Genomic DNA, 510 nt, shown 5'->3' with positions numbered 1-510 from the left:
TGGCCAGGCTGATGAGGCTGTTGTCGTTGCTGTTGTCCACGTCCTCCGGCTGATGATCCAGCTCCGCCGACTGGGTCAGCGTCACGGTACCATTGCTCGCCACGCTGATGCGGAACACCTCGCCCTCACTGGTCGAGCCGACGATGTCGCTGCCCACCTTGGTCAGGGTGATGGCCAACCCGTTGCTGGTCAGCTCGCTGTTGCTGTCGGTCACGCTCAGGCTGTAACTGCCCACCGTGGTGGTGCCCGGACCGTCCGCGCCATAGCTCGGCACCGCCGCCGCCAGGAACGCCGCCGCAAAGCTGCCGGTCGCCGTGTCACTGCCCCCACCGATGGTCTGTGCATCCTGGGTGGTCAGGCTAATGCCACCGTCTACCACGGCATTGATGGTCACGCTCGGCACATCGTCCTCAAAGCTGATGTTGCCGCCCAAGTCCGCACTCACCGTGCCGGTCGCGGTGTCGTTGTCGCCATCCACCACCGTCACGGTTGCACTCAGCAGCACCTTGC

General features: G+C 64.9%; 1 protein-coding gene. It reads right to left on the bottom strand.

Annotated features, from left to right (window positions below; translation table 11 throughout):
* On the bottom strand, positions 1-510 hold a 510-nt coding region (locus AACW87_RS14595; protein ID WP_241326817.1), incomplete at both ends, for a DUF5801 repeats-in-toxin domain-containing protein.

The sequence above is a fragment of the Aeromonas sp. MR7 genome (assembly GCF_963899385.1).
GTDB classification, from domain to species: domain Bacteria; phylum Pseudomonadota; class Gammaproteobacteria; order Enterobacterales; family Aeromonadaceae; genus Aeromonas; species Aeromonas bestiarum.
This window is presented reverse-complemented; position numbering and strand designations above follow the sequence as displayed.